The sequence below is a fragment of the Bartonella sp. CR84HXZ genome, assembly GCF_042194535.1.
Taxonomy (GTDB): Bacteria; Pseudomonadota; Alphaproteobacteria; order Rhizobiales; family Rhizobiaceae; genus Bartonella; species Bartonella grahamii.
The window spans coordinates 15,081-41,220 of the sequence record NZ_JBHIMY010000014.1; the positions used below are offsets into that span (position 1 = coordinate 15,081).

Consider the following 26,140-nt stretch of genomic DNA (forward strand, 5'->3'; position numbering starts at 1 on the left):
GACTGATTCAACGTACACGGATTTAGAATGGGAGAATCTTAAGATGTTCGGCTTTCTCATTCAATATGAATAATGCTAGATTATGATTATAAATTAATGCGTTATCTATTTTTGAAATCCATGACCTTGGTTGTGCTTGTCAATATTTCATTTTCATTTATCGTCAACTATTCTACTTTTGGATAATGGCTCCATTGTAAGGAATGCCTTTAAGAAAGCATTCTTGTTTTAAAGAGTCGTTATAGTTTTTTTGTTTTATAGGAGGATCAATAATGCTAAACATTATACTTTGATTAAAAAAGAAAGTAAATTATGACTATTATACTAAAACCGAGCGAGGTGACGCTTAGTGAACTTGAAGCTATTTATTTTAATGGTGAAGTGAGTAAACTTCATAATGACACGCATTTAGCTATCGAGAAAGGGGCTCAGCGCATTGCTGAAATTGCTGCTGGAAGTGAGCCTGTGTACGGTATTAATACTGGTTTTGGGAAGTTGGCTTCTATTAAAATTGATGCGGACGATGTCGCTGTTTTACAGAGAAATCTTATTTTGTCCCATTGTTGTGGGGTAGGAGAGCCTTTAGCTGAAAATATTGTGCGTTTGATAATGAGCTTAAAGCTTATCTCTTTAGGAAGAGGGGCTTCAGGAGTTCGTCTAGAATTGGTAAATTTGCTGGAAAATATGCTTGCAAAGGGCGTCATTCCTGTCATTCCTGAAAAAGGGTCTGTTGGTGCTTCAGGTGATCTAGCTCCACTTGCTCACATGGCGGCTGTTATGATGGGAGAAGGAGAAGCATTTTTTCAAAATATTCGTATGAGTGGAGCGGTTGCATTAGAGAAAGCGGGATTGTCCCCTATTATTTTAGAGGCAAAAGAAGGTCTAGCTCTTATTAATGGGACGCAAACATCAACAGCTCTTGCACTTGCCGGTCTTTTTCGAGCTTATCGGGCATTGTGTGGTGGATTGCTGGCAGGAGCTTTGACGACAGATGCCATTATGGGATCAACGGCGCCATTTCATCCTGATATCCATATTTTACGAGGACATCATGGGCAGATTGCTGTATCGAAAACATTAGAAAAGCTTGTAGAGGATTCAGAAATTCGTGCAGCACATTTACGTGGTGATGAGCGTGTACAAGATCCTTATTGTATACGTTGCCAGCCACAGGTCATGGGGGCATGTTTTGATATTTTGCTAGCAGCAGCAAAAACACTGATTATTGAAGCAAATGCTGTTACAGATAATCCATTGATTTTAAGGAATGGTGAAGTTGTATCAGGTGGGAATTTTCATGCTGAGCCTGTAGCGTTTGCTGCTGATCAGATTGCTCTTGCTTTATGTGAAATAGGATCTATTTCTCAACGGCGTATTGCTTTGATGGTTGATCCAGCAGTTTCTTATGGACTTCCAGCTTTTTTAGCGTATAATGCAGGTCTTAATTCAGGTTTTATGATTGCTGAAGTAACAGCAGCAGCTTTAATGTCTGAAAATAAGCAAATGGCCCATCCTGCTTCCGTTGATTCAACACCAACTTCAGCTAATCAAGAAGATCATGTTTCAATGGCTTGCCATGGAGCTCGTCGGTTATTGGTAATGAGCGAAAATCTTTTTACACTTATTGGCATTGAAACGCTTGTTGCAGCACAGGGAATTGAATATCGTGCACCTTTAAAAACAAGTGCTTTTTTGCAATCTGTTATGGAATGTTTACGCAGAAATGTTGCTTCTCTTAAGGAAGATCGCTATCTGGCTCCAGATCTTCATCAAGCACATATACTTGTGCGTGAAGGGCACTTATTATCTATTTTACCAGAAACAATTTTTCCTTCACTAGAACCCAAATAATATTTATTTTTGAGTTCAAAAGAGAAGGAGAGACCTAATTATGAGATTTCTTTATACAAAAATTGGAGAGATGATGAATATATCTTTATAATAATTAATAAATATTTTTCCATTTATTGGCTGTTATGTATTGTGTTTATTCACAATTATCTCTTTAATGCGCTTATCTTTTGATATAAACTAGTTTAGATAAGTTTATGAATGAGTGTATTATATTTATTATTACTCACTAAAATTAATATTTCTATTGAGTATTTCTCTTTTTAAAAGATAGTTTGTAATTTTTGTACTTTTAAATCACGAGAAAGGGAAAATAAATGTCTAAAAATCGTCTATTATGTATTTTAATGGCAATCATTGTTTGTTTTTCGCAAATTGTGGAGGCTCACGCGAATTTTTGGAGAGGAAGATCTCAACAGGGTGGTTTTATTGCTATATGGGCACAGGAGAAAGATATTTTTGTTCAGGTAACAAGAGGAGCTATCATGAATGTTTCAGATCAAAGAAGTGGAAATAATAGTCGCTCTCTTGTTGGACCAAAGGTTGAAAAGATGATATTTGCCGCAGTTGCTCTTTTGCTTGGAAAGCTTGTATTTAAAGCGGCTGGAGTTTTTAAAAGATGGGCTGGGGCTAAAATTTCTCACGCCTTTGAGGAATGGCGAGATTCACTTTATCATTGATTAAGCTATATCAATTGGTTTTAAAGATGAGTGCACGTGGTGTTGAATGCAATTTATGATGATGTGACAAACTAAAAAGTATAGAAGGTTTATACGGTATTAATAGAAAGTTTAACGCATGTTTCTCTTGAATATGATGATATCAATTTAAGGTTTTTATTTATAGCCTTGAAAAACACATATGATGAATGGAAGCTTATGCCTCTCATGTAAAACAGTGTTGTTTTTTGCGTGCACGGGTTTGTTTTAAGAAAATATTTCCTCAATACTTAAGCTTACATGTCAGGGTTGCATCCGTGACTGGTATAATCTAAAAACTCTCGTGAAAAGTATAAGATTAATAGTGCATCATTATTTTTTATGTTACGAAGATACGAGTTGATACTATCAGATAATCTATTTTCCGAGTTGCGACAGCTTTTTGTACTTGAGACAGTTTATTAAAAGGCATTTTTATTTCTTTCTTTATGTGTTTTTTATTCACACGTCAATCTCGCTTAGAATGTGTAAACGAAAAGTTTTGATTGCTTTAATATGAACAGGTTTGGAAAAGAGAAAATCTTATGATATTGAGGAGCCAATTCAATATATAAAACAATAAATTATCCTTATGAATAAAAATGTTTACATTATCTTGCATTCAATCCCACATTTTCTGCAGAAAAATAGAAAATATAAAAATGAGTTAAATGACAATTATAAAAAATTTTATTATCACGTAATTTCAATAAAATGATACAAAACTTAGGCTATAAAAAGCTGAATCATTCGCAATAAAAGTATTTTTCATTGCCTAGGATAGAGCACCTGGAAGGCTATTGTTTAATGCTTTTAAAGTATATCTTCGAAAGAGAAACATGAGGCTTTATTTATCATAAAGCTGTTATTGTGGTGTGGATTTTCGTCAACATTTCAATAAAGAAGGAAAGTAATGGCACGAAATGAACTGAAACGAGGTATGAGTAAGCGCCAAGTTATTTTTTTAGCTCTTGGCTCTGCTATTGGAACAGGTCTTTTTTATGGGTCTGCACAGGCAATTAAGCTTGCGGGTCCAAGTGTTTTGATTGCCTATTGTATTGCTGGTTTAGCTATTTTTATGGTTATGCGGGCTTTAGGAGAGATGATTATTCATAATCCATTGCCTGGTTCTTTTGCACGTTATGCAGCAAATTACATATCGCCATTAGCAGGTTTTTTAACGGGATGGACATATGTATTTGAAATGATTCTTGTTGGTTTGGCTGATATTACAGCTTTTGCGACTTATATGGGTTTTTGGTATCCTGATGTTGCTCCTTGGGTATGGGCATTTAGTATTACGTTAATTATCACGGGTATTAATTTAGCTGCCGTAGAAGTATATGGTGAACTAGAGTTTTGGCTGTCTTCTATTAAAGTTATTGCTATCATTGCAATGATTATTTTAGGAATAGTAATTATTTTTTGTGGTTGGGGTGAAAGTGCAGTTTCTTCTACTGTTACTGTTCATAATTTATGGAAGAATGGTGGTATTTTTCCTAATGGTTGGTTTGGTTTTTTAGCTTGCTTTAGTGTTGTTGTCTTTGCTTTTGGTGGTATAGAAATCATTGGGATGGCAGTCATGGAAGTTCAAAACCCTCATCAAACAATTTCAAAGGCAATTAATTCTACTCCAGTTCGTATTTTGCTTTTTTATATCATGACGTTAGCTATTTTAATGTCACTTTATCCTTGGAATGAGATTGGTCTTATGGACAGCCCTTTTGTATCCATTTTTGAAAATCTTGGGATTTCATATGCGGCAAATATCTTAAATATTGTTGTTGTTACAGCGGCTATTTCTGCAATGAATAGTGGAATGTATGGTGCTTGTCGCATGATACATGGTTTATCGCAGGAAGGTTATGCTTTAAAGAAGTTTCAATATTTATCAAAAAATGGTATACCAATTTTTGTTATTTTGATGATCTTCGGTATTTTTCTTCTTGGTGCTGTCCTTAATTATTTTTACCATGAAAAGCTTTTTTTTCTTATTGCTGCAATGGCAACATTCGCGACAGTTTTTGTGTGGATGATGATTCTACTTTCACAAATTTTTATGCGAATTAAGATGCCTAAAGAAGCACAGAATGGTTTAAATTTTCCAATTCCATTTTGGCCAATAGGATCGATTTTTTCTATTTTATTTATGGTTTTTATTTTTATTCTCTTATGGTATTTTGATGAGACACGACCAGTTTTAATTATAGGTTTTAGTTGGATTGCTTGGCTTGTTATTTGTTTTTATGCACTTAAACTTTATAATTTTAAGCAAAAGAAACTGCAATAAAATGTGAATAGAGATTAAACTCAAAACAAATAGCTGATGTTATCAGGAGAAGAGTTGTTTGATTGTTATTCTCTAAAGATTAGTATAATCTAGATTGAAGAAAATCTGCTCGTTATTATTTTACTTTGGGAGTTTTTGTGAGCCATTGCTTATGGTAATGACCAAATCATATAAATATTAGGCGTTTTTTGATGGTGAGCTCTGCAATCAATATAAGTCTTTCATGTTAAAATGCCTAACAACGCAAATGGATTTTACTAGAGACAAGATTATAGGCAGATATCTTTTTTCAAACGCATTAATGGATTTCTGTTTTACAAGATAAGTTATTGTAAGAATTATTTTTATTGTTTTATAAGCTCTTTAAAAAATTGGTTGTTTAAATTTTGTTGTTTAAGGAACTACTATTGCTTTTAGAAGCGAAGATAAAGTTCTTGATGTATTCTCTTGAAAAAAAGGGTTGGAGTCTTCTGTGTCCTTTAAAAGGATATTTTGGTTGTTATGGGGTAAAGGGGAGAAGTTTTTTATTTCTATTATTTTTTTCTCAAAGAGGATTGGCGTTGGTAGAAAATAGTGGATAATAAAGTCATTGGAGGCATTGTATCATTGTGTTTGCAAAAACTTCAATAAAGAGCAGCAAGGTATCACAATAAAATTTCATAGAAGAGTAAATTAAAGAGAACAATGAACGTGTGATAGTTTTACGATTCTTGTTGTTATTGCGAGCAAAAGAGCAAGGATCAAACTTATTTTTTATAAAATTGATACGGGAGTAATTTTTATCACAAGTGGAGAAGGACAAAATGCACTCCGCAACTGTATTGTGGTGCAAAATTATTCAATATTATTATAAAAGGTGCTCAAGAACACTACGATCAGCAAAAAAATCATCGGAAAGTGGCTTTTTACACGAGAAATCTTCCAATAGCTCTGAAACGCATATCACAACGATTTCCTCTATCCTTGAGGCAACGGGCAAAATTGATACGGATTTACACGGAGATGCTATGATTATTGTTTCTCATCTGATTTCCGGTCAAGATATCAATGTAATGGGAGAAAGTGTGACGATTGTTGGCATGATAGACCATCATAGCAGCCATTTACAGACGCATGCAACAGGTTTTGATGTGGGTTCAGGCAAAAATTTTGTTTCGATATACGGGAGCGAAACAAAGACAAAAAATAAAGAGAGTTTTGAACATCAAGGCTCTTCTCTCAATGTTAACTGTAATATCAACATTACGCTCAAGAAAAAAGATGTGAGCGTAGTAGACTCTGATCTTGCAGGGGAGGGTATTAACCTTTCGGCAGCGCATGATGTCAATGTGTTTGTGGGTCACAATAATCATAGTTCGAGTACACAGGAAGAGCGCACAGGCTTTGGCTTTCAGTTTGAAAAGAGCAACGGTGCTTCTATTGGTGTTTGGGGTTACGAGTGTGAAAGACAATGGCGATCAATAGGAAAATACCTCCGTTCAATCCTATTTCAAAGTGCGCGGAGATGTGCGGATTACTGCTGATCATGATGTAAACATGAAAGCCGACAAATGTTTCGGCAGAGTGTGATGTCAACGTCGATGCTGGCAATAATATCACGCTTTCGGAAAACTATGATATCTCTAAGACACAAGAGATGCCTGAAAAGTCCTTTGCTGGTGTGACAGGATCTGTCAATGTGGGCATTCTTGGTACCATAAAAGATACAAGAGATGTAGCAAAACGTTTTGCTCATGGGGATGTGAAACACAAAATCGGCAATGGTTTGATTGGCGGACTAAATGGCAATAGAGCAGCGATTGTTCGTGCACATAGCTCCAGGTGCCATAACAGTAGGTAAAGGATTGCGTGACTTTAAAAAGCGTGGCATTCACAATATAGCAAAGAAAACAGATATCTATCTTTTTGGAACAGCTGATAAGGCTCTACCGATAGCGAATCCATTATATGTCGTAAATGATGGCGAAAAAGATCATGTCTACCTACAAAATCATTTACTTAACCCCATTGGTATAGGATTTGGTCACAATCCACCTACTTTTTATAAGGTACCCTCGGAGTTCCCTTATGTATTATTTCCACCAGCAATTCCCATGCGAAAGGAGGGGAGAGCGCTAGGCGGGCTATGATCCTAGAATTGTTATAGTCATGCGCCTTATACGTGTGCAAGGTAGTATGGAACGCTTCATATTATGCCAATTTATTCGATTTTAGATAATTTAGGTTTAGGTTATTTATGGAGAAAAAAATGAAATAAAACTTAAAATTATTAAGTGGTCTCATTCTGTTAAAGGTCGCTGGATATAACATCTACAAGCCCCACTAGGAGTTTTGAGTGCTTGGGAGAAGCTTGGAGCAGACTTTACTGAGGTAGGAAAAGCACTGTTAGAATGTGGCATGCCAACCTCGTATGATGTCTTTCCAGAAAATAAAAAGTTAAGCCTCAATGCAGAGGCTTCCATTGATGCTTGCATGATCCAAGCAAAATTCCACTACAAATGGGGAGGACTATATTGGTGTTATACTTAATAAAGATGAAAACCTCCCCATTTGTCGTCCTAGTGCTGTTATCCCGCAACGAAGTGTCAAGAAGCGTTTGAACAGCTCGTTTTGTAAAAAATATAAAACCGCACCTGAATGCCAGCCTTAATTTTTGCTGGTGATGATCAACAATCACTACCTTCATGTTTCTCATGCCTGTGCGGGGGGGGGGGACTTAATTCACCATTTCAATGCTATTTATTTATGGGTACTACAACTGTAGGCGCAATAATATAAAAATATCTATTTTTGTTGTAATCAAAATATTGATAATAATTATAGGTATGCTGTTGATAGAATATGATTTTAGTAATAATTTTACCGTATTTTTGATATAACAATAATGGTATAATCTTCGGAAAGGTAAAAATAATAAAGGTTGATAATATCCATCATTGTTTTGGAAATAAAAAAACAGCATGTAAAATAATTTATAGATTGTTTCGTAATATCAAAATTACTCAAGGATAGGAAAATGAAGCATATTTTAAAATTATTAAGCGGGATAACTTTATTTGTTATGGCTGGATGTTACGAAGAGCAGCCTTCTCGAACAGCCGTAGATGCATGGGAAAAGCCCGGCGCAGATCAGCTTGAGATCAAAAAAGCTCTGTTGGAATGCGGAGTGCAGCATTTTGATGGTCGTCTTGATACAGAAACAAGTATGGATGAGAAATTCAATGCTGAGGAGGCAGAGAATGCATGTATGATCCAAGCAGGTTTCCGAGATAAATTGGGAAGGGTGAAGTGGTGTGAGAAATATGAACATCTTCCAATTTGTCAGCCTGATGCAGTTATTCCTCAGCGAAGTGTAGAGAGGCGTTTGAATAGTCCTCATTGTAAAGAGCATAAAGAACAACCTGAATGTCAACCTTAGGTGTTGATGTTTCTGTAATCAATAATTCTCGTGTTCTTTTTCTCGCATGGGGGGGGCGAGGTTGCTTTTTTAATGTACTAGCCATATTGCATGCGAAAAAATACTAGCAAGCTTTTCAGCCTTTCTATCGTAAATATTGAAGGAGGGGAAATGAAAAATATTGAAATTATTGAGTGTTATAATTTTATTAAGCGCTGCTGGATGTGTTAGCAAATCTCCCCCAATCGATCTTGGCATTATGAGAAAAGTCCAATGTCAATAAATCTACGATCTCACAAGTACTGTTCAAATGTGGCAGGCAGCCGATCTACGCTTTTCCTGAAAATATGGATTCGTGTGCAAGTCAGTTTGTAGCAATTTATGAATGCATGACTAAAGCAGGTTATCGGTACAAATTACAAGATTCAAAGGGAATCTATTTTTCATCAACGCCGCGAAGTGATTCATTTTAAAGCAATAATTGAATAAAAATATTAAACGGGAGAAGAGAGAAATACGGCTCTTTTGTCTTCAATATAGTTATATTCATCAGCTACGAGATTAGCAATAGTGTTGTTGTCAGATGATGATAACGGAGGATAGAGAGTTTTTGTTTAGAAAAATTTATTCAATATAAATAATGGCAAATAATAGCTTTGCTAAAATATCTGCTTTAACGATAATAAGCAGATAGCTTTCATAAAACTTATTTTGATGAAATTTTATTTTGGTGTTTTTTAATTTTAAGATGGTGAGTGTTTTACTGTATTTTAGATTTTATCAAAAGATCTTTTTATTTTATGATAATTTTTTTGTTAGATACTAGCATTTTTAATACAGAAATTGTGTACATTAGGTTATAAATTAGTGTGCGATTTTTTATTTTTTTGTTGTAGTTGAAAAAATGATGCTGTTATAGCTTTCATATACTATATCTCATTATGTCGTGTTTTTATTAAAACGTTTTGATTGTTTAGATCTTAAAAATTATTCTCATTTTGTTATATTTTTATTTTTCGGTGGTGAGATAAATTGAATATTATATCTCTTAAAAATTTGCATTTTTTCGCGTTTTTTTGAGATTAGTTTTTTTGCATTTCGTATTGCAGTTCTCAGTGGTTCTTGGGATGTACTCTTTAAAAAGATTGTCATCCTAAATGGTATTTTTAAACTTTTTGTTCTTTCTTTACATAAAATACAAAACATATTATGAAACGCTATAATTTATCAGAAAAAAATAAAATAATTTTGTTTGTTTTATTCTTATTGTGCTTAATTCGTGGTTTTATTTTTTGCCAGCATTTTTTGTTTTGTTGAAAAAAAGAAAGTTTTGAAAAACAATGATAACCAAGGTATCTAACAATCACTTGTATTTGTGTGTTTTTACAGCAGCTATTTTTTCTTTTTTATTAAATATAAATATTGAGGCGCATTCTCATGCATTTGTATCACTGTTATGTGACGAAAACAAATTGCCTTATAAATGCAGTGATGGTGTAAAGCATACAATTAGTGATAAAGTATATAAGTTCACGGTACCTGTTAAAGAAAAGAATGGGGAGGGTAGTTCTCTCATGTTGCCTGCTGCTATAGTAGTGCAGGAGCCAAATACAGTTATTCAGGCAATGCGTGTAGAGGTTGAAGCTACTGCGGGTATAGAAGATATTTATGGTGTTTCTGTATCACAAGGGGGAAGAATTGTTTTGAGTGATTCAGCTTTTAAAAATGTGTCAATAGGTCTTAAAGCTGATAGTGGAATGATTGAGGTTAATCGTGGAACAATTGAGGCTTCTCAGATTGCAGCTTATGCAGAGAAGCGAGGAGCATCTGTTACGTTAACGAATACAAAAATTAAAGTGGAAGGTTTGGGTATCGGTCAAGAGAGTGCTCTTTTCGTTAGGGCTGATGCGGGTATTCAGATGAAAAGCGGATTTATTGATGTGAATGATGCTGCTGCGCTTTATGTGGGGAGAGGGGGGAGTGCGACTTTAGATGGTGTTACCATTACTTCAAAATATCAAAAAACAGAAGACAATGAAAATACAAATAAAAAGATTGCACATACAGTTTTCAATGTAAAACATCAGGGCTCTGTTTATTTAAAAAATACTAATATTATTTCTACGGATGTTCATGTTTTAACAGTTGGACAAGATTCTAATACACTGTCCAATAATGGCAGGGAAGGAAATATTTTAATTTCGCGGGTTAATATTGAAGATTCAACAATTAAAGCAATAGGTAACAAACATGGTATGTATTTTGAGAGGGATGGGGAAAATAATGCGTATGAACAGGGGTTTGTCTTTTTGAAAAGGACGATTTTTGAGGTTCCAGATGGGACAGCTGTTCATAGTAATAACAGTCGTAGTTATATTGGAGTAACAGAAGGTACAAAAATTTTTGGTGACTTATTATTAACAGTTGAAAAGGGGGGGGCTGTAGCGATTTTGGCTGATTCTTCTTCATTGATAGGAGGGACTCGTGTTGCCGATAATTCTATTGCTGAGCTTTATTTGACAGGGGGATCAAAATGGTTTTTGACAAAAAGAAGAGAGATAGATTCGCAAGTTGCAAACCGCACAAATTCATTTATTTCATTTGTAAAAATTTCTGATAGTTTTATTGCTTTTGAGACTCCAATGTTTCAGGAGTATCAGACACTTCATATTGGGAAGGGAGAAAAAGAAGTTTATAGTGCGCAAGATAGGGCAGATATTTATCTCAATACACATTTCAGTAGTGAGGGTTTGCTCGATAATAAAAAGACTGATCGGCTTTTGATACATGGCGATGTTTCTGGAAAAACGACAGTTTATGTGCAATTTGTTGCAGGAAATCAGGGGGAGATAGCAACCGGTGAAAATGCTCATAGTATTTCACTTATTCAGGTTTCTGGAAAAGCGGCAGAAGATTCTTTTCAGTTAAATCGTGCTTATATTGCATTAGAGGGGTTGCCTTATCAATATTATCTTCATGCTTATGGTCCAAATTCTACGCTTGGAAATGCACAAATTTCTCAAAGATTGGTTGAAGGAAATGGAGATTTTTGGGATTTTCGCCTTGAAAGTAAGTATATTCAGCCTTCTTTGGGAGTGTCTGTTATCCCTCATTCTGAGTTAAAGGTCAGAGAGGTTGTTCCACAAGTTCCAACCTATCTTTTGTTACCAAATGCTTTGTTTCATATTGGACTCATGGATATCAGTAATCAACAAAAGGAATTGCAAGTTACGCAGTCTATTCCTCGCAAATTATTAAAAGTTGAAGGGAATTTTGCTTTATCTGTCCACGGTTATGGTGGGAGTTATCGTTATGTCTCAGATCTTTCTACACTTAAATATGGGTACGATGGTAATGTTGATTATAACGCTATAAAAACAGACATTTTGCTCAAAACAATAGAGAGCGCATATAGTACGACATCTTTTGGGATTATGGGAACCTATGGAAAGCTTTCCTTACAACCTCGTAACGTGGAACAAAGCCAAAAGAGTACGTTTAATAAATGGTCATTTACGACATACGGTAGTGTGAAACACAACACTGGTTTTTATGTAGATGGTCTTTTATCTTATGGTTTGTTTAAAGGGGATGTGCTTACCCATGCTTGGGGTAAAACGGCGACATTAAAAGCAAATCCTTTGAACGTTTCGTTTTCTGCTGGTAAAGTGTTTATGACAGGATATGAAGATCTTATTTTTGATCCGCAACTCCAGCTTATTTATCAACATCTTCAATTTGATAAGTTTCGTGATATTGATGGATTTGATGTTGAGATGAAAAAAATAGGTCAATGGTTGGTGCGTATTGGGGGGCGTTTAAATAAAACATTTTCAGCATCTGAAAAGGATCGTACCATTTGTTTTTATGGTAATATTCATCTTTCTAATCGTTTTGGTAAAAAACAATTTGTTCATTTTAAAGATGTTTTCCAGTTGGGTTCTTTTGGTTCTTCTTTAGAAACAGGTTTGGGTATTAATGCGCAGTTTTCTTCTAAAGTTACACTTCACAGTGATCTTAGCTATCAGCATAGGTTAACCAAGGCTGGTTTTTCTGGAGTTCATTTTTCTGGTGGTTTGCGCTATCATTTTTAATAAATCGTTTTAAAAATAATAAATGTGATTTTTAAAGTTTTGTTTTATTGTCGGGATTAAAATCATTGATGGTGCAGAATTTTAGTCACTTCTTTTAATAATGGCATCATGTGTTTTAATAAGTATAAAAGGATCACGTTGATTTGTTTTTTATCTGGTTGATAGGGGTGCTTAAATGCTTCAAAAAAATTTACAATGAGACTGTAAATCTATTTGTGTTATTTGGGCTATAAATATTGGAGATGTATTCGTCATCAGCTTCTTAAAATATTATTATTATTATCCTATCATGCTGTAAAGTACTGTCATTTGAGGTAGCTGATATCAATCATGAAAGGCAGGGAGATATTGGTTGCTGATTAAGAGCTTTTGCTGTTAAGCAGAGGAGGGGATATGTAAAATATAGAGCTCTATCGTTTCGTGGATGATGCACATTTTTCTGCTTTAAAATTTTGTAAAAAGCGTTTTTGAAGCTGTTTGTATCAATCGCATTATTGTAGGTGGATAATGAGAAAAGTGGTAAAGCGTGAATACTTTTAAAATCAAATGCAACATCTTTAGTTCTTATAAGGATAAATCCTTAAAAAAAATGTTCTAATGACTGTATTGAATATATGAACAAGATCATGTCTTATTTGTGAAATAGATATGAAATATAACTTTTAAATTAGAGTGGAGGCGGTAAGATCTTTCTTTTCTTCTTTGAGATATGGGGAGAAGAAATTGGTCGTATCAAAAAAGTCGTTTATAAGTTTTCATTATTGTTTCAAATATAGAAATATTGAAGAGCTTTTATTAAAATGGGGTGTAAAAGTAGGTCATATCTTCCTCAATTCTTGGTTTTTGAAATATGCATCTTTAATGGGAAAATGTTTGCAAAGTTTTAGGCAATCGCATTCGCATTGTGACTTCATTTGTATCGATAAGATTTATATCAAAGTTGAGCGTCAGTAGAAATATCTTTATCGGACTATTGATAAACATGGTGTTTCCATATGATGCTTAAGGTGTCATCGAGCCATTTGTGGTAATTGCGTGCTTCTTCGTTTGAGTCATGAACAGAGAAAATAAAACCAGGATATCCACCGAATGCTGGTGGAGGTGGTGAAATATGATCGGTTTCAAAGAAAATGATAGTTCTAGCAGTTAGTGGATGCTGTGCAACCTTATCTAGACCTGAAAATCCGGAAAACCTTCCATGACCACGAAGAGGAATAATGTAATTTGCCGCCACTTTTTCAGCTGGGAGTATATCGGGAAGGTCTAAGTTTTGTTCAGCTAAAGCGGCATTCATACATAGTTTTGCAAATGAAATCCCTGTACCTTGCTCCACAATAAAATGGGAAACACCTGACCCACCTATACGAGCGCCGATCTCAATTACATAAGGTAAGTTATTAGCATCTAAGCGTAGCTCTACATGGGCAGCTCCCATGTTTATACCAAGAGCTTTAACTCCAGAGCATGCAGCCTCACATAAAGCAATAATTAAAGGATCATCTATATCATAGCGTTGACGATAAATTGTTTCTTCGAACCATGGTCCTTCAGGCTGTCCCTTGTCTCCAATAGCTAGAATATGCACACCTGCTGCATCGACAAAGCATTCCACAACAAATTCTTTTCCTGGTAAATACTGTTCTACTACTAAACCTAAAGATTTATTGTTATCGTTGAAACGTGCCATATCTTTATGCTGAACATTCCATACCGCTTTGATGAGATCAGGAAATTCTTCAGAATTTTTAGCTAACATTACGCCTATACTACCGGCTCCAGAAACGGGTTTAATGACTAGCGGCCAGCCTAAAGTATGAGCTTGTGATAGATCTTCTGGATTATCTATATAAAAAAATCTTGGTGTTCTCAGCCCTGCTTTAGCAAAAGCTTGACGCATTAGATATTTGTTTCGGGTTAATGCCGCTACTTCTGGCTCAATACTGGGAGTATTGATTTTTTTTGCAGCTAAAGCTGTCCATAGGATGGCTTTTTCGAAAAGGGTCATAACTCCACCAATATTGCGTTCTTTCACTCCGGCTGCAAAAGCGTCTAGGGCTAACTCTGGATTATCAAAAACAGGAAGTTGCCAAGTTGAGGTTACTGCCGCTGGTAGCTGAATAGGTGCACTTTCAGCAATATCATAAATCATTATTAATTCGATGTTAGCTGCTTTTGCAGCTTCAAATATAAAGGGTATTTTTGTATTACGCTGACATACTAACGCCAGTTTTTTCATTTTATTTTTTCCTTATAATTTAGAATTTTTGGAACGGTGTTTTAGTTGCTATCCAGATACTTTTGACGCGTCTATAAATTAAGAGTATTATCCCTATAACAACTACAATCATAGCAATTATTTTGAGAGCACTTAGAGAAGTGCTCGAACCGATTATCCGTTCACATGCTACGACTGCAAAAGGAGCTAATACGCCGATAGTATTGGTGTATAATACGTCTCTTTCGGCTAAAACTTTTTGGTACAATACGTAACCTAGTGATGATAAAAAAGCTCCTAAAATCAATATCCTAAGTATGTCTTCTAACTTAAGATATAAGAGTGGGGCAGGATCAAAAATAAATAATGGCATAAATGATGCTGCAGAAATTGTCGTGATCCAAGCCAGTGAGGTGAGCAAAGGTAGATTTTCAAGATAACGTTTAGACAATAAGCCATAAGCAGAGTAAGAAAGTGCTGCTGTTAAGGCAAGAGCTATTCCTATTAGGCTGTAATATCCACCCTCTGCACTGTTTATATTAAATGCTATAGCTGCTACACTGACAATTATCATACCGATAAGTTTTAACCATGAGAACGTAAGGCTATTCGTCAGTGCACCCAATATGTAGGTAATACCTGGAATAGTAGCGAGAGCCATAGTTAAATCACTGGCTTTGAGCGATTTTAATGCACCAAAGCTGCATACAAAATATAACGAGAATCCTAACACTGATAGAATTAAAAAAGAAGGTATCATGGAAAGCAATGGTAGGGATCTGAAAACAGCTTTCTCACGAAATACTGCAATCAGCCATAAGGTGGCAGCGGTGGCAAACAACCTAAGTCCAACCGCATGCATGACGGGTATATTGCTAACCAAATTCTTAGATAATAACCAACTTATGGAAAACAATGCTAGAATGGCAAAAGTAAATAATAGTAACCGTCCTTTTATAAAACTCAATGATTTAATCCCCTAATCACTCGCTGTGCATAATATGATGTTGAAAAATTAAATCGTGACTGTGAAGTTTGCGGCTTACCAAGATTATTTTGGATATAATCCTTAGCTCCTGCCAAATAAGCGTCATCATCTAATGTTTCAAGTGCTTCTATATCTGCTATCATCAATATTATTACTTTTTCAAGACGCTCCAAATCAAATTGAAGATAACCTTGATTTGTTTCAATCAATGCTTTGTTCCGCGTTAACATTTCAAAAAGCAAGATCCCTGTACCAGCATCGAATGTCATATGCTGATCAGAATCTTTTGGATAACGTAATATGCGTTCTAATAGGATAAATTCAGTTATTTCTTTCCAAAATTTTGGATGATTTTGTAGCATAATACGCACTGTAATTAAATCAACTTTAGTTTCTTCTAGAAGACCTGTGAACCAATTTAATTTTATATACAGATTTTTATCTAATGGCCGCGGTCCAGTATGATGTGCATAGTCATGGTAATAGCCCCACAAACAGCGAGCATCGTAAATGTCTTCTTTAGATAAGTTACGACTATGCAATTGACCGAACAGAAATTTACTATCTCGACCGAGTAAACGTTCAGCTTCCACAGTTGTTTGCTTGTTGTAAATATCAAAGAATTTACTGAAAAAAAACAAAGCAAATGCTTGCTTATCAATTTTCTTAGCAGTCGCTACAGATTCTGGGAATAGAACAATGCAATTGCCTTCTAAAAAACCTCTTGACGCTATTCCCATTTTTATACATTGAAATGGTGATACATAATTATTTGTATATTTTGAGGCGTCAGCAAGATAGTCCGTTTCATGACGATATCCTGTAACTAATTCCAGCCGGAATCCTTCTGGATCAGGTCCATTTGTTGCACGCATTGGAGCCAAGAAAAACAAGGGAGCATCTGGTAATGGGGCTTTGAAAGCAGCCAAAGTGTTATCAAATTTAGGAGGGGTCGTTAAACCGCTGATCATCCACTGATGAAGATCATCAGAAATGGTCGCTAAAAGTTTTGGAGATAATCCGTCAAGAATATTGGCATGGTGGTTCAGCAGAGTAATCAATTCATTGATCATATTACTATCTACCGAAGTTGGTTCCTTAATGCTCCCATCTCGTTCTTGGCGCATACGGAATTTGTCAACCAAGTTAACAATGGAAAGAAGCGCTTCAGATTTTTTCATGATTAGTTGACTTTAGTGAGTGGAGCAAAAAGGCCATTGGCACTTGTCCAAAATTTTCGACAATACTCAGCCTATAGCGATTTGCCGCAACCGATGTTGTGATACAAGCATCGGCTTTTTCAGCCTTACAAAGAACGGCTGCATCAGCATTGCTGTTGGCAAATACTTTGTCATATTGATGAGCTACCAGAGATTGCGGGGCAGGATGAGTCGCTACGGTTTTAATTTCATCAATGTTATTGCGTTTAGCTAAAACCATAGAGTGAGTAGGCATGATAAAGCTGTCAAATAATTGCATATTACTTAAACGGGTAAATATGAGTGTATGCAAATCAGGGTAAGCAGTACAGCTTAAGAGATATCCATCCTTTTTCTGAGCAAGTTCATTAAAGGCTCTTTTAAGAGTTGCGTATAAGATAATACGTGATTCTAAATCAGCGGAAGAAATATTTTTATTGTGATTGTCAAGCCACCACTGTGCTGCAGCTGCACAGATAGTATCTGTAGGGCCAAGTGTATAGATAAAAGTATTATTTTTGGATTTTATGACTTCTATACTTTAGAATTATAATAATAGATTTAAAATAGTGCAATATGTGAAGTATATCAATAAAAATAAGTTAAATAATTTAGTGATTTACAAAATATATGTATATGTGAAAGAAAATTGTGATATAATTTAGCCTTATCATTATCCTATTATGCCATAAAACATCGTCGTTTAGGATAGTAATTGAGCAGGAAAAATTCTATGCAGGGTATTTATTGGATATGTTAGAGAATTATTGGAATGGTTAAGCGAAGGTGAATGACACGTAAACCGTACTGCTCTATCATTTTTTTGATGATGAACTTTTTTGTTTTAATATTTTGCAAAAATTGTTTTTGAAGCTGTCCGTATCGATAACATTATTGTAGGTGGATAATAAGCAAAATGGTAAAGCATGATTACCTTCACCATCAAATTCAGTATATTCAGCTTTTTAATTAAGATAATATTTTAAAAATTATTCTATAGTCATGACTGTATTGAATATATGAAAAGATATTATCATTGTCTTGTTTGTAAAAGAAACATGAAATATAACTCTTAAATCAGATTGGGATTGGCAAGGTCTTTTTCCTTCTTTGAGGCATGGGAAGGTCGGATTAAATTTTATTAAAGTATATAAAACATTCGTTTTCTTGAAAAGATCAGAGGTAAACAAATATGCGTGAGATTTTGGATCATTTTGATATGCCATTGAATAAGAATAAAAAGAGTTCTGTTCAAAAGATTCAAAATCTTTCATGTCAGCCGCACCCAAAACGATTTTATAGACAAGTGAAGATTGCTTGTGAGGAAGGGAGTTTTACTATCTTATTAGATGAACGTCCCGTTAAAACGCCTGCAAGGCGTCGTTTTCATGTGCCAACAGAAGTGTTTGCTGAATACGTTGCTCAAGAATTTGAGAGCCAAAAGCACGTTGTTGATCCTGTAAAAATGCCGATGACGCGTTTGGTTAACACTGTTATTGATGGTATTGCTGATGATATGCAGGTTGTTTTTGAAGATTTATTGCGTTTCGTTGCGTGTGATATGATCTTTTATCGTGCACAGACACCTAAAGAGCTGGTGCAAAAACAATCTGAACAATGGGATCCTTTATTAGATTGGGCAGAAAAAAAACTGGGTTCAAGGTTTTATTTGACAGAAGGGCTGATGCATGTGGAACAATCACCAGAAGCACTTCAAGCTGTGAGTTATTATTTACGTAGCGTTGAGTCTCCTTATATGCTTGCTGCACTTCATATGATGACAACCTTAACGGGATCTGCTCTCATTGCTCTTGCTGTTGCTGCGGGAAATATTGATGCTGATCATGCTTGGTCTATTGCTCATTTAGATGAAGATTGGATGATGGAACAATGGGGAATAGATAAAGAAACAATGGTGCGTCGTGCTCATAAAAAAGTTGAATTTAAGGCTGCGGCTACAATTGTTACAACTTGCTTATAGGGGTAAATCTTTTATTTACGTGCATTCTTTTCGCTCAGAGTATTTTTGTGACTTTTTGAGGATTGATTTTTACTTTTTCAAGTCCAGGAAATAGTTCATTGGTTATGTTTAAGAGCGTTTCGTCATTACCGCGGATAAAATACCATTGGTTATCGTGAAGTAGGGCAATAATTTCAGTGTGAATAGAGCACTTTTTTCCAGCATTTGTTGTGGTTACAAGTTCCATGGGTATAACAAAATAAGGGGTGCCATTATCAAGTGTACCTTCACGTTTTTGTTTTTGGTCAATGTTGATCGTTTCAATCTTGTAACTTTCTGCCAACCGTTCTATTTGGCTTTTCATGATTTGTCGAAATTGTGATTGACTAAGATTTTTTTTGGCGGTTAAACGGTTGATGATTTGGGGAGGAATAGCATTTAAGATGGCATTTGCATCGGCATTTTTAAGTGCTTTACTATAAGCGGATGTCGCTTTTTCAAGGGCAGTGAGTTTTTGATTGGTTATTGTATATGCTTGAGTTGTTGATGTGATAAAGACAATGCATAAAAGAAGGGGAACGAGAAAACAAATTCGCGGCATTAGAAACCTTGTTAATTCATTTGAAGAGATTCAACACATTATAAAGGAAAAGCAGATGAGCAAAAAGCCTCTTGCGCTTTTGCATGAGAAGAATATCCACAAAAATGGAGGCTTTTGCCTCCATTTTAAAAATCAAAAGAATGCGTATTGATTGTTTAAACAGAATAGTACATGTCAAATTCAACAGGATGGGGTGTTGTTTCGTAGCGCAAGACTTCTTGCATCTTTACTTGAATGAAGGAATTAATCTGATCATCATCAAAAACGTCGCCAGCTTTAAGAAAGCCACGATCTTTGTCAAGTGCTTCAAGCGCTTCACGCAGACTTCCTGAAACAGTAGGGATTTCTTTGAGTTCTTTTAAGGGAAGATCATAAAGATCTTTATCCATAGCATGTCCGGGATGAATTTTGTTTTTGATGCCATCAAGACCAGCCATTAAAAGTGCTGCAAATGCCAAATAGGGATTTGCTGTTGGGTCTGGAAAACGAACTTCTACGCGTTTTGAATTTGGTGAGGAGCTCATTGGGATACGGCAAGATGCAGAACGATTACGTGCTGAATAGGCAAGAAGAACAGGGGCTTCATAACCAGGAACTAAACGTTTATAGGAGTTTGTGGATGGGTTGGTAAAAGCATTGATTGCTTTTGCGTGCTTAATAACACCACCGATAAAAAATAAACAGGTTTCTGATAGTCCGGCATATTCATTTCCTGCAAAAATGGGTTTGCCATCTTTCCAAATGGAGATGTGAACATGCATTCCAGAGCCGTTATCACCAAAAACTGGTTTTGGCATGAAGGTTGCTGTTTTCCCATAACTGTTTGCTATTTGATGTACAACATATTTAAAAATTTGCATCTTGTCAGCCTCGCGAACGAGTGTATCAAAACGAATACCCAATTCATGTTGGCCTGCTGCTACTTCGTGATGGTGTTTTTCGACCTGTACGCCCATATCTTTGAGTGCTGTGAGCATTTCAGAACGCATATCTTGGCAGGAATCAATCGGCGGAACAGGAAGGTAGCCCCCCTTTATTCGTGGGCGATGTCCTAGATTGCCTGTTTCATATTCCGTATCATCATTGGAGGGAAGTTCACTTGAATCGAGTTTAAACCCTGTATTGTAAGGCTCCGTTTTATAGCGCACATCATCAAAGATAAAAAACTCTGCTTCTGGACCTACATTGATTGTATCTCCAATGCCTAAAGATTTCATATAAACCTCAGCCCTTTTGGCAATAGAACGAGGATCTCTACGATAAAATTCACCAGAGACAGGATCAAGTACATTACAAAATATGACCAAAGTAGATTGAGCAAAAAAAGGATCAATATGTGCTGTTTCTGGATCTGGCATTAAAACCATGTCAGATTCATTAATTGTTTTCCAACCAGCAATTGAAGAACCATCAAACATGACACCATCACTAAAAGTATCTTCGCTGATCTCTGCGATATCCATTGTAATGTGATGCAATTTTCCTCGTGGATCAGTAAAACGTAAATCAACAAAACGGATTTCGTTGTCTGTAATCTGTTTGATAATATCTGATGCGGTTGTCATATTCAATTTCCTTAATATGGCGTTGAGATAGATAAAAAAGTGAATTTTCTCGTTATTTATTAAAGGGCATCGATACCGGTTTCGTCCGTGCCTATACGAATGGCATCATCAATGGAAAAGACAAATATCTTTCCATCTCCTATATGTTTTGTTTGAGCTGCTTTACGTATTGCATCAACAGTTTGTTCTAGTTTTTCATCGGACACAACAATTTCAATCTTTACTTTAGGTAGAAAGTCAACAACATATTTCGTGCCACGATAAAGTTCTGTATGTTCCCTTTGACGACCAAAACCTTTCGCTTCTGTTACTGTAATACCATGTAACCCAATTTTTTGAAGCGCTTCTTTCACTTCATCAAGTTTGAAAGGTTTTATAATGGCTTCAATTTTTTTCATGCTGAAATTATCTCCAACGTTATTTTGTCTTTTTAGACTGCATCACATTATATTGACAACTGTAAGATGTCCAACAGATACTTTGTGCACAAAAAGTCGAAAATAATGACACTCTATACTCTTTTAGGAGAGTTTCTTTTGTAGAATAAAGTCAAATACTGTTTTTTTGGAAAAAATCTTACAATTCTTGTACAAGAATTAAAATAATATAATAAAAAAGTTTTGTTTCTTTTTTGTTAGATAATACGTTGACTTATAATGATAATTCGACGTTTTCTACACTGAATGAGAAACTCTAATAGCGTAAGATTTTCTCATTTTAGATCTTTTTATCGTCAATCAATCAAAACGATGCCTTTGTATATCATGAATAGTACGAGTGTGTGGATAAAAATATTTGAAAAAAATAAAATGCTTTTTATGAAAGCTTTCGATAACTAAAGGTTTTACAATATTAGGGAGTAGGGGAAGACAAATATTGGAAAAGATGGTGGTGTACAATAATGGATTTCTCATTATAGCATTAGGTGCCGTCGTGAAATGGGCTTGAGAGCGTTGAGAAATATTTCTTTAAAACAGATGTGTGAATTGGCAACGCAAATATATTTTGTTTGGGGCGTTTTGTCTCTTCGTGAGGAATGTGATTCCATTAAGGAACGCGATAAACAAAAGCGTGAAGCAATGGGCACTCTTTATTATAAGATACTGCTGCGGATGCCTTTGAAAATCGTAAAGATAAATTAAAAGGAGATGTAAAGATAGGAACTTAATTTATCCCCTTAAAACTTCGTATTCTTTCCAAATTGGGCTGTTTGGCCGTTTCAGATATAAAAAAACAGAGAATAAATACGCAATTATGCGCGCGTTCCTATGGGCAATACGAAAACTGAAACAGCTTATAAAGCGCTAACTTGTTTCAGTCTTTGCTTTAAACATGTTGCACCACTGGAATTTAGGTGTTGGTGTTTACAGGTAACAATAAAAGTACAGGCTTTGTTCGTATGCTGTATTTACAATGGAAAGCGTTTTTAAGAATTGGAATTATAGAGAGAGGGGCGCAGTAAAACATCTTTTAGAAATTTTCCAGTATAGGAAGCGGGAACCTTAATGATGTCTTCAGGGCGTCCAATTGCAACAATTTCGCCACCACGATCTCCACCTTCTGGTCCTAAATCAATAATCCAGTCGGCTGTCTTTATAACATCAAGGTTATGTTCAATGACTATAACTGTGTTGCCTTGCTCGACTAGTTCATGCAGCACTTCAAGAAGTTTGGAAATATCGTGAAAATGTAAACCTGTTGTTGGTTCATCCAAAATATAGAGTGTACGTCCTGTTGTTTTACGTGAAAGTTCTTTCGCAAGTTTCACACGTTGTGCTTCCCCACCAGAAAGTGTGGTTGCTTGCTGTCCTACTTTTATGTAACCTAATCCTACTTTAATGAGAGTTTCCATTTTATTATGAATAGCGGGAATAGCTTGGAAAAATTCCTCTGCCTTTTCAATTGTCATATCCAAAATATCGGCTATAGACTGTCCTTTGAATTTTATTTCTAGTGTTTCTCGATTATAGCGTTTTCCTTTACAGACATCGCAAGTAACATAGACATCGGGTAAAAAGTGCATTTCAATTTTTATGACTCCATCACCTTGACATGCTTCGCAACGTCCTCCTTTAACATTAAATGAAAAACGCCCAGCTTTATAACCACGGGCTTTTGATTCTGGAAGATCGGCAAACCACTCACGAATCGGTGTAAAAGCGCCTGTATAGGTTGCGGGATTAGAACGTGGGGTGCGTCCAATGGGGGACTGGTTGATATCAATGACTTTATCAAGAAATTCTAATCCTTCAATTTTGTCATAGCTGGCAGGGCTGTGATGAGAGCCCATGATATGATGTGAAGCTGCTTTGAAAAGCGTTTCAATAAGAAATGTTGATTTTCCTCCTCCAGAAACACCGGTTACGCATGTGAAGGTTCCAAGAGGGATGTTCGCATTGATATTTTTGAGGTTATTTCCCTTGGCGCCGATGATTTTAAGTGTTTTCATTTTTGATATTTTGCGTCGCTCAGCGGGTATTTTAACAGCCATTTTTCCTGAAAGGTATTGCCCTGTGAGAGAGGCTGAATTTTCTATAATTTCCTGTGGTGTCCCTTGCGCTATGATTTCTCCACCATGAACGCCCGCGGCAGGGCCCATATCGACAACATAATCTGCTGTGAGAATAGCATCTTCATCATGTTCAACAACAATAACTGTATTGCCAAGATTGCGTAAATGACGCAGCATTTCCAAAAGGCGTTCATTATCGCGTTGGTGTAAACCGATAGATGGTTCATCTAAAATATAAAGAACGCCTGTAAGACCAGAACCAATTTGGGATGCTAACCGAATGCGTTGGCTTTCTCCACCTGAAAGCGTTCCTGAATTTCGAGACAAGGTAAGATATTCCAATCCTACATGATTTAAAAAAGCTAAGCGTTCGCGAATTTCTTTTAAAATACGTATGGCGATATTACGTTGTTTTTCTGTGAGATATTGATGAATATTGGCAAACCAATCATCTGCCTTTAGAATAGAAAGATCTGATATTTGCCCAATATGCATTCCGTGGATTTTTACAGCAAGTGCCTCTGGTTTTAAACGATAACCATGACAAGCTGGGCAAGGCGAAGAAGACATATAACGTTCGATTTCTTCTCGAGACCAAGCAGAATCGGTTTCTTTCCAGCGTCTCTCCATATTGGGGATGATTCCTTCAAAAGGTTGGGTCGTTTTATGCGAACCAGAATTATTTTTATAGATAAAAGAAATTTCATCTTTTTTTGTACCGTAGAGAATAGCCTGTTGTGCTTCATTAGAGAGTTCACACCATTGATCTGTGAGTTTGAAACCGTAAGCTTTTCCTAATGCTTCTAAGGTTTGTCTATAATAAAGTGAATCCGATTTAGCCCAAGGAGCAATAGCTCCATTCTTTAGGGTAAGATTTTTATTTGGCACAATTTTTAGTGGATCCACTGCCTTTTTGATACCCAATCCATCGCAGAGAGGACAGGCCCCAAAAGGATTATTGAACGAAAAAAGGCGAGGTTCAATTTCAGGAATAGAAAAACCAGATATAGGGCAGGAAAACTTTTCTGAGAAAATGAGCCGTTTGTGTGTATCATTTTTTGATTTATGAGCAGATTCTTTTGTCGTTTCTTTTTGTGTCAAAGGTTGGTCTGCCATTTCAGCTATGGCAAGTCCATTTGCTAGTTGTAAACAGGTTTCTATACTATCAGCCAAGCGAGAGGTGATATCCTTTTGTACAACAATGCGGTCTACCACGACATCTATGTCATGTTTATACTTTTTATCAAGAGGTGGAATGTCAGGGATTTCATAAAATTCGCCATCAACTTTAGCTCGTTGAAATCCTCTTTTTAAAAGTTCTATTAGCTCTTTTTTATATTCTCCCTTTCGTCCTCGCACCAAGGGTGCCATAATAAAAATTCGTGTTCCTTCTGGTAAGGACATAATTTGATCCACCATTTGGCTTACGGTCTGGCTTTCAATAGGAAGTCCTGTCGCTGGAGAATGAGGAATACCAATACGTGCAAAGAGAAGACGCATGTAGTCGTGGATTTCAGTAACGGTACCTACCGTTGAACGAGGATTGCGACTGGTTGTTTTTTGTTCAATGGAGATAGCTGGAGAGAGACCGTCTATGCGGTCTACGTCGGGTTTTTGCATGACTTCCAAAAATTGGCGTGCATAGGCTGAAAGGCTTTCGACATAGCGGCGTTGTCCTTCAGCGTAAATTGTATCAAAAGCTAAGGATGATTTTCCTGATCCGGAAAGTCCTGTTATAACAATAAGTTTGTCACGAGGCAGATCGAGATCAATATTTTTAAGGTTATGCTCACGTGCACCGCGAATGGAGATATATTTTTGATAAGTCATATTTTATCCTTGGCATATGTGACAAAAACTGAGCGCCTAAAATGGAATAAAACTGTTTTTTAGAATTACAATGTGTTTAACTGCTTTAATGTTAAAGGAAGGTATAAGTTTTGTGAAAAGAAAAATACAAATAAGCAGCTTTTTATTCTCTCGTGGTGGAATAAACTATGCGTCTTTATCATCTTTTGTTATAATTACACGGATACAATATTGGGAAAGGATAGCAATATCCATATTGAAGGTCAATTGCAGACATGTAAATTGAAGGTCGAGATGGTTATAACTGTTATAAAACAGAGTATTTTACGAATTAAAATTTTGGAGTTTATGCGATGGCTGGTAGCCTTAATAAAGTTATTTTGATTGGTAATCTTGGTGCGGATCCTGAAATCCGCCGTTTGAATTCTGGTGACCAAGTGGCAAATTTGCGTATTGCTACTTCAGAAAGTTGGCGTGATCGGAATACAAATGAGCGAAAAGAACGCACTGAGTGGCATAATATTGTTATTTTTAATGAAAACCTTGTCAAAGTTGCAGAGCAATATTTAAAAAAAGGCAGCAAAATTTACATTGAGGGGCAGTTACAGACACGAAAATGGCAAGATCAAAATGGAAATGACCGTTATACAACAGAGGTTGTTTTGCAAAAGTACCGTGGCGAATTACAAATGCTTGATGGGCGGGGAGCCGCGGGCGGGGAGCAAGGAGCAAGTCAAGGGGGGAGTTATAGTGGTGGCTTTGCCGATAGTAACTCAAATCAGAGAAATACGTTTGGTCAAAATAATAATCAATTGGGAGAAAATTTTTCACACAAATTAGATGATGACGTACCTTTTTAAGAGTCTTTATTTGTCGTATTATGATTACTTTATGATTTGTTTGTTTCAGATTTTTGAAGTTTAGCGAAGTGGAAATTGTTGATTATTATTGGTAATTTTAA

Annotated in this window: 16 protein-coding genes and 2 pseudogenes; 10 read left to right on the plus strand and 8 right to left on the minus strand. The window is 35.9% G+C overall.

What is annotated here, in order from left to right; genetic code table 11:
• Window positions 1-312: 312 nt before the first annotated feature.
• The 8 genes and pseudogenes from hutH to ACFIKD_RS06910 all read left to right on the plus strand — a co-directional run bounded on the left by hutH (window position 313) and on the right by ACFIKD_RS06910 (window position 12,330).
• Entirely contained in the window at window positions 313-1,851 is a 1,539-nt protein-coding gene (hutH, locus tag ACFIKD_RS06875; RefSeq protein WP_375647574.1) for a histidine ammonia-lyase, read from the plus strand.
• Window positions 1,852-2,168: 317 nt separating this feature from the next.
• Entirely contained in the window at window positions 2,169-2,531 is a 363-nt protein-coding gene (locus ACFIKD_RS06880; protein ID WP_375647576.1) for a hypothetical protein, read from the plus strand.
• A gap of 931 nt (window positions 2,532-3,462) precedes the next feature.
• Window positions 3,463-4,839, plus strand: a complete 1,377-nt coding sequence (locus ACFIKD_RS06885; protein ID WP_375647577.1) for an amino acid permease — start codon at window positions 3,463-3,465, stop codon at window positions 4,837-4,839.
• Between the two features lie 840 nt (window positions 4,840-5,679).
• Window positions 5,680-6,625 (plus strand): annotated as a pseudogene (locus tag ACFIKD_RS06890) (hemagglutinin repeat-containing protein); the annotation flags it as partial.
• Between the two features lie 19 nt (window positions 6,626-6,644).
• Window positions 6,645-6,968 (plus strand): hypothetical protein, encoded by a 324-nt coding sequence (locus ACFIKD_RS06895; RefSeq protein WP_375635866.1) that lies wholly within the window; start codon window positions 6,645-6,647, stop codon window positions 6,966-6,968.
• Between the two features lie 152 nt (window positions 6,969-7,120).
• Window positions 7,121-7,489: pseudogene (locus ACFIKD_RS06900) on the plus strand (hypothetical protein).
• A gap of 366 nt (window positions 7,490-7,855) precedes the next feature.
• Entirely contained in the window at window positions 7,856-8,257 is a 402-nt protein-coding gene (locus ACFIKD_RS06905; protein WP_015856534.1) for a hypothetical protein, read from the plus strand.
• Between the two features lie 1,319 nt (window positions 8,258-9,576).
• Window positions 9,577-12,330 carry an autotransporter outer membrane beta-barrel domain-containing protein gene (locus ACFIKD_RS06910; RefSeq protein WP_375644749.1) on the plus strand — a complete coding sequence of 918 codons (2,754 nt, stop codon included), beginning with the start codon at window positions 9,577-9,579 and terminating at the stop codon, window positions 12,328-12,330.
• A gap of 970 nt (window positions 12,331-13,300) precedes the next feature.
• Here ACFIKD_RS06910 and ACFIKD_RS06915 read toward each other — a convergent pair.
• Genes ACFIKD_RS06915 through ACFIKD_RS06930 form a run of 4 tightly spaced genes read right to left on the minus strand, consistent with a single transcriptional unit; the run spans window position 13,301 to window position 17,012 of the window.
• Complete coding sequence (locus tag ACFIKD_RS06915; RefSeq protein WP_375647578.1) at window positions 13,301-14,566, minus strand: acetyl-CoA carboxylase biotin carboxylase subunit family protein; 1,266 nt, start codon at window positions 14,564-14,566, stop codon at window positions 13,301-13,303.
• Window positions 14,567-14,585: 19 nt separating this feature from the next.
• Window positions 14,586-15,512: a DMT family transporter gene (locus ACFIKD_RS06920; protein ID WP_375635869.1), complete on the minus strand. Its 927-nt coding sequence runs from the start codon at window positions 15,510-15,512 to the stop codon at window positions 14,586-14,588.
• Entirely contained in the window at window positions 15,509-16,714 is a 1,206-nt protein-coding gene (locus ACFIKD_RS06925) for a DUF6421 family protein (protein WP_375647580.1), read from the minus strand. The genes ACFIKD_RS06920 and ACFIKD_RS06925 overlap by 4 nt, the downstream gene beginning before the upstream one ends.
• Entirely contained in the window at window positions 16,701-17,012 is a 312-nt protein-coding gene (locus tag ACFIKD_RS06930; protein WP_375644746.1) for a prephenate dehydratase domain-containing protein, read from the minus strand. Before ACFIKD_RS06930 ends, ACFIKD_RS06925 begins: the two co-directional genes overlap by 14 nt.
• Before the next feature lie 912 nt (window positions 17,013-17,924).
• Here ACFIKD_RS06930 and ACFIKD_RS06935 point away from each other — a divergent pair.
• The gene (locus tag ACFIKD_RS06935) at window positions 17,925-18,713 is read left to right on the plus strand and encodes an ATP12 family chaperone protein (RefSeq protein WP_375635872.1); all 789 of its coding nucleotides are present in this window, start codon (window positions 17,925-17,927) and stop codon (window positions 18,711-18,713) included.
• A 34-nt stretch (window positions 18,714-18,747) separates the two neighbouring features.
• Here the strand turns inward: ACFIKD_RS06935 and ACFIKD_RS06940 are convergent, their stop codons facing one another.
• From ACFIKD_RS06940 to uvrA, 4 genes are all read right to left on the minus strand, one after another.
• The gene (locus ACFIKD_RS06940) at window positions 18,748-19,293 is read right to left on the minus strand and encodes a hypothetical protein (RefSeq protein WP_375647581.1); all 546 of its coding nucleotides are present in this window, start codon (window positions 19,291-19,293) and stop codon (window positions 18,748-18,750) included.
• A 155-nt stretch (window positions 19,294-19,448) separates the two neighbouring features.
• Window positions 19,449-20,858 (minus strand): type I glutamate--ammonia ligase, encoded by a 1,410-nt coding sequence (glnA, locus tag ACFIKD_RS06945; RefSeq protein WP_375647582.1) that lies wholly within the window; start codon window positions 20,856-20,858, stop codon window positions 19,449-19,451.
• A 59-nt stretch (window positions 20,859-20,917) separates the two neighbouring features.
• On the minus strand, window positions 20,918-21,256 hold the full coding sequence (locus ACFIKD_RS06950) for a P-II family nitrogen regulator (RefSeq protein WP_015856528.1): 339 nt from the start codon (window positions 21,254-21,256) through the stop codon (window positions 20,918-20,920).
• A gap of 1,028 nt (window positions 21,257-22,284) precedes the next feature.
• On the minus strand, window positions 22,285-25,200 hold the full coding sequence (uvrA, locus tag ACFIKD_RS06955; protein ID WP_375635874.1) for an excinuclease ABC subunit UvrA: 2,916 nt from the start codon (window positions 25,198-25,200) through the stop codon (window positions 22,285-22,287).
• Between the two features lie 332 nt (window positions 25,201-25,532).
• Between uvrA and ssb the strand changes: the two genes are divergently transcribed.
• Window positions 25,533-26,039 carry a single-stranded DNA-binding protein gene (gene ssb / locus ACFIKD_RS06960; protein ID WP_375633841.1) on the plus strand — a complete coding sequence of 169 codons (507 nt, stop codon included), beginning with the start codon at window positions 25,533-25,535 and terminating at the stop codon, window positions 26,037-26,039.
• Window positions 26,040-26,140: the final 101 nt, after the last annotated feature.